Consider the following 5,448-nt stretch of genomic DNA (forward strand, 5'->3'; position numbering starts at 1 on the left):
AAATTCTCATTTATCGTAAAAATAATTATTACGAAGTACTTACACTATGAATAATGTAGGCTAACTCCCGGGCGAAGCAACAACTCCGACCTTCAACTCCTGATTCGCATTCAACTCCTGATTCATCTTTAACTCCCGATTCATCTTTAACTCCCGATTCACTTTCAACTCCCGATTCGCATAATCATGAAACTCCCACGCATCATTTCCGCCGCAAATACTCAAACCCGAAACGGCAGCGCAGGCAATCTTTCTTATCACAATATTCCTTTTGAAGTTGCAGCAATGCCTGGGAATCGGCGGCTGTGAATACAGGCAACCCGGCACCGCTCCACAAACGGGTAACATGGTTATTCTCCGCTTTCAGTCCTTCAAGAAAACGGGTAGCGCGTTCGCACAAACTGTCGTTCGCCTTATGCAGACCGTAAGCATAAAGAAACGGTATCACGGTATTAATGACAATCAGATTTAAAGCCCCTTCACCTACCCGCTTCTCCTGTTGGGGCGAAGTTTTCCTGAAATTAAAGTGTTCCTCCCAATAAGGAGAAGTCGCAACGGTCAATATCTTTTTGATGGCTTCCAACGTTTCCGCTTCCATGATGCGCGAAAAGATGGATTGTTCCTTATGATAAAGATTAGCCAGTTGCGCCAACCGCACGTGAGGGAAATTCCCGGGACGCAACCGGAGAAAACGCCACCGCTCAACAGTCATCCGCTCCGTCAGTTGGAACTTATGCTGCAAGTACCGGAATTCATGTTGAAGTTTCCGCAAGTAATCATCCGCATCCGGCAAGTCTTCGTCCAGCAGTCCCGCCTGCCCGAAGAAGAAAGCCTCTACCTGCAGCAGATTATCCCGGTGCTTATCTACTGCACGGAAAGGCAAATGGTTGGCCCACGCCTCGAAAGCATCTCCATTCAATCCGAATCCGAAGTTACGTGCCAGCGTAATGAAGAACACATCTTCCCAATGATTATTGCAACGCTCCAACCGCAGGGAGATGGCGCGCGCCTTCTGCTCGAAACGCTCCACCTGCAAGGCCGAAAGCCAGGAGTGGACGGTCAGTTTAGGAAGAGAAGATAATATGGAATAGCAAGGCGGATAGATTTCCGCACGGCGCAGCTCTTCGTAATGCCGGCTGACGTTCTCGGGGCACGACAACTGCAACTGCGGCACCGGCTCGCCATTGGCGCGGAAAACATCGCAATCCACCGTCTCCGCCACGTGCAGAATCACATTGTCATAAGCCGCATCCCCGTCATGCCCATGTTTCTTCCAATCCGAAGCCAAGGTATGTATCTCGACATTTCCCACCCAAAGGGTGCCGTCTATCTTTAGCTTCGCATTGAAGAAGTCGGGGCCGGCATTTGTGTTCGGTAATCCCGCGTCTATCACTTCAACCGTTTCTCCGGAAACCGTCCGGAGCGTCTTCAAAGGGAAGATTTTATGCTTCCAAATATAGTGTAATAGTAGTTCCATTGTTAAGAAGAAGTTAATATACGCAACAAATGTAAGAAAAAGATTATCTTTGCGACATATAAACAGTTGATAAAGTGAATTAAACCCGGAAGAAACAATGAAAATAGCATTAATCGGCTACGGAAAAATGGGAAAAGAAATCGAAAAGATTGCTCTTAGCCGCGGACACGAGATTGTGAGTATCATCGATGTCGATAACCAGGACGACTTTAAATCGGAGGCTTTCAAGAGCGCCGATGTCGCCATTGAGTTTACAAACCCCACCGTCGCGTACCATAATTATATGAAAGCCTTCGAAGCCGGCGTAAAAGTCGTATCCGGCAGCACAGGCTGGATGGACGAGCATGGAGACGAGATTAAAGAACTCTGCGCCACAGGCGGGAAGACGTTGTTCTGGGCATCTAATTTCAGCCTGGGCGTCACCATCTTCTCGGCTGTAAACAAGTACCTGGCAAAGATAATGAACCAATTCCCCGCCTACGACGTGACGATGAGCGAAACGCACCACATCCATAAGCTGGATGCGCCAAGCGGAACCGCCATCACACTTGCCGAAGAGATTCTGGAAAACCTGGAACGCAAAGACCGTTGGGTAAAGGGAACCATGCAGGCTCCGGACGGAACCGTTTCCGGTACCGCGGAATGTGCTGCAAACGAACTGCCCGTAAGCTCCATCCGCGAAGGCGAAGTACCGGGTATCCATGTCATCCGCTACGAATCGGAAGCCGACAGCATCATCCTGACACATGATGCCAAGAACCGCAAAGGCTTTGCGCTGGGCGCCGTTCTTGCTGCCGAATACACAGCCGACAGGAAAGGCTATCTGGGAATGAATGATTTGTTCCCGTTCTTGCAATAAACGAATGTCTCAATTAAAGATAGTCCCGACGGATAAACTAAAAAAACAAATATATGAGAAAAGCAACACGCACCCAATGGATTAAGTTCGCCATCATCACCGTGCTTTACCTCGCCTTCCTGGTATGGGTAAAGAGCTGGTTGGGATTGATTATCGTACCTTTCATCTTCGACATCTACATCAGCAAGAAAATCCCTTGGGGATTCTGGAAGAAAGCGAAGAACCCCACTGTACACAATGTAATGAGTTGGGTAGACGCTATCGTATTCGCACTGGTAGCCGTTTATTTCGTCAATATCTATGTCTTCCAGAACTACCAGATACCGTCTTCATCGTTGGAGAAGTCTTTGCTGGTAGGCGACTATCTCTACGTAAGCAAACTGAGTTACGGCCCGCGCGTGCCTAATACACCATTGTCCATGCCGCTGGCACAGCACACCTTGCCGATAGTGAACTCTAAATCGTACATCGAATGGCCCCAATGGAAGTACAAGCGCGTGCCTGGACTGGGAAAAGTAAAGCTCAACGATATTGTAGTATTCAATTTTCCTGCCGGAGATACCGTAGCTCTCAACCACCAGATGGAAGATTTCTACACGATAGCCTATCGCGAAGGCAGACAAATGTATTCCAACCCTATCAATATGGACAGTCTGACGCGTAATCAGCAGCGTACTGTTTACGACCTTTACTACAATGCCGGGCGTAACCTTATTCGCAGCAACCCTGTAGAATACGGAGAAATCGTTGTTCGTCCCGTAGACCGCCGCGAGAATTATGTGAAACGTTGCGTAGGCTTACCGGGAGATACATTAGAAATCAAGGATACACAAGTGTACATTGACGGCAAAGCCATCGAGAACCCCGAAGACATGCAGTTGAATTACTATGTACAGACCACCGGCCTGTATATCCCCGAGAATATATTCCGCGAACTGGGCATCAGCAAAGATGACCAGATCTTAATGGATAGCCAGAACTGGAAACATGAATTTATGGAAATCGGACTTACTCTCCTGAATGAGCAGGGACATCTCGCCCCCATTTACCGCTTACCGTTAACCAAGAAAATGTACGAAGCCCTGTCTGCCAATAAAAAGCTAATCAGCCGCATTGTTATGGAACTCGAACCACCCGGTCAGATGTATCCGCAGAATCTTTATACCAACTGGGATCGTAATAACTATGGCCCTATCTGGATACCGAAAAAGGGTGCTACCATCAATCTTACTCCGGACAATCTACCCATTTACCAACGGTGTATCCAGGCTTATGAAGGCAACAAGCTGGAAATCAAAGAAGACGGTACTATCTACATCAACGGTGAGAAAACAGATACATATACTTTCAAAATGGATTATTACTGGATGATGGGTGATAACCGCCACAACTCCGCCGACTCACGCTACTGGGGATTTGTACCTGAAGACCATGTGGTAGGTAAGCCTATCGTAGTATGGTTGTCACTTGATAAAGACCGTGGCTTGTTTGATGGAAAAATCCGATGGAACCGCATATTTAAGTGGGTGCATTGATTAAGACAATTCAAATGGGATGAAGAAGGGATGGAAAATAACAGGGATGATTACAGGAACAATATTTGTTATAGTATTATTCCGCGGATGCGTAATGTCCCCTTATCTCATTCCTTCTTCCGGAATGGAGAACTCCCTGTATGAGGGCGAACGTATCTTGGTAAACAAGTGGAGCTACGGGTTGCGCCTCCCTTTTATGGCATGGTTGGGATATCACCGCTGGCAGGAGAAACCTGTTCAAAAGGAAGACATCATTGTTTTCAATAATCCCGCCAATCTCTCGGAACGTATTCTCAGCAACCGGGAAGTCTTTATCGGCCGTTGCATCGGCATGCCGGGAGATACCTTACTGATGGATTCCCTGTTTTCCGCCATTCCTGATGATTCCATAGAAGCGCGTCCATTTATCATTCCCGGTAAAGGAAAAGCCGTACGTGTATATCCGTGGAACAAAGTTCTGCTATGCAATACGTTGATATTGCACGAAAAGAAGCAAGCCGAAGTCAAAAACGATACGCTATATATAGAAGGGAAACCTGCACTGCATTGTTATTTCACCAAAGATTATCATTGGGTCGAGGCTAATAACTCCATCAACCTCTGCGACTCGCGTATGTTTGGCTTGGTACCTAAAGATCATATCATCGGCAAAGCCTCATTAATCTGGTTTTCTAAAGAAGCCGGCACCGGATTATTCGAAGGCTACCGCCGGAACAGAATGTGGACAAAGGTCAGATAAGTAAATTCAGATAAATGAGAACCGTATATCTTTCTTCCGCCTATCTGGCACCTGTAGAGTATTACACCAAACTATTGGCTTACGAAAAAGTCTTTATCGAACAGCATGACCATTACACAAAGCAAACCTATCGCAATCGTTGCACCATTGCGGCGCCTGACGGTGAGTTAGCCCTCTCCATCCCCACCGTGAAACCCGATACTTTGAAATGCCCTCTGCGTGATATCCGCATTTCCGACCACGGCAACTGGCGGCATCTGCATTGGAATGCTTTATCATCCGCCTACAATCACACGCCTTTCTTTGAATATTATAAAGATGATTTCCGCCCCTTCTACGAGAAGAAATATGATTTTTTAGCCGATTTCAACGAAGAATTGTGCCGCCTTATCTGTTCACTGATAGATATGCAGCCGGATATGGAGCGCACCACAGAATATAAGTTCACTTTCACTTCCGGTGAAGATGATTTCCGTGAACGCATTCATCCCAAGAAAGGCTACCGGGAAGAAGACCCGGACTTCATGCCCCAACCTTATTATCAGGTTTTCCAGGAGCGTCTCGGCTTTCTGCCCAATCTCAGCATTGTCGACTTGCTGTTCAATATGGGACCGGAAAGTTTGCTGGTACTGCAAGCCTGCCACAAAGACAAATGTACTCCAGCTCACCAAGAGCATTTGAAGTAAAACAGTCAAATTGCACCATCCCACCAATTATAAATGATTCATACGAACCTTCCGGTTTATGAATTAAATCCCCCCTTCTGAATACGACTTGAATTTACTACCCTGCATTATTCATAAGTGTCTTGTCACAAATGAGAATTTAGCGGTGATTC

5 protein-coding genes are annotated in these 5,448 nt (G+C 46.8%); 4 read left to right on the plus strand and 1 reads right to left on the minus strand.

Going from position 1 to position 5,448, the window contains the following annotated elements; genetic code table 11:
- Positions 1 to 202: 202 nt before the first annotated feature.
- Positions 203 to 1,477, minus strand: coding sequence for a DUF2851 family protein (locus B2Z67_RS03540; protein WP_291528441.1), 1,275 nt, complete (start codon positions 1,475 to 1,477; stop codon positions 203 to 205).
- A 97-nt stretch (positions 1,478 to 1,574) separates the two neighbouring features.
- On the opposite strand from B2Z67_RS03540, the gene dapB reads away from it, so the two are divergent.
- Genes dapB through B2Z67_RS03560 form a run of 4 tightly spaced genes read left to right on the plus strand, consistent with a single transcriptional unit; the run spans position 1,575 to position 5,296 of the window.
- A complete protein-coding gene (gene dapB / locus B2Z67_RS03545) occupies positions 1,575 to 2,336 on the plus strand; it encodes a 4-hydroxy-tetrahydrodipicolinate reductase (RefSeq protein WP_291528442.1) in 762 nt (253 codons plus the stop codon).
- 53 nt (positions 2,337 to 2,389) lie between these two features.
- Entirely contained in the window at positions 2,390 to 3,871 is a 1,482-nt protein-coding gene (locus B2Z67_RS03550) for a S26 family signal peptidase (protein ID WP_291528443.1), read from the plus strand.
- A 19-nt stretch (positions 3,872 to 3,890) separates the two neighbouring features.
- Positions 3,891 to 4,610, plus strand: coding sequence for a signal peptidase I (gene lepB / locus B2Z67_RS03555; RefSeq protein WP_291528444.1), 720 nt, complete (start codon positions 3,891 to 3,893; stop codon positions 4,608 to 4,610).
- Positions 4,611 to 4,624: 14 nt separating this feature from the next.
- Complete coding sequence (locus B2Z67_RS03560; RefSeq protein ID WP_291528445.1) at positions 4,625 to 5,296, plus strand: WbqC family protein; 672 nt, start codon at positions 4,625 to 4,627, stop codon at positions 5,294 to 5,296.
- Positions 5,297 to 5,448: the final 152 nt, after the last annotated feature.

Origin of the sequence: Bacteroides sp. UBA939, assembly GCF_002293435.1 — a bacterium.
GTDB lineage: Bacteria > Bacteroidota > Bacteroidia > Bacteroidales > Bacteroidaceae > Bacteroides.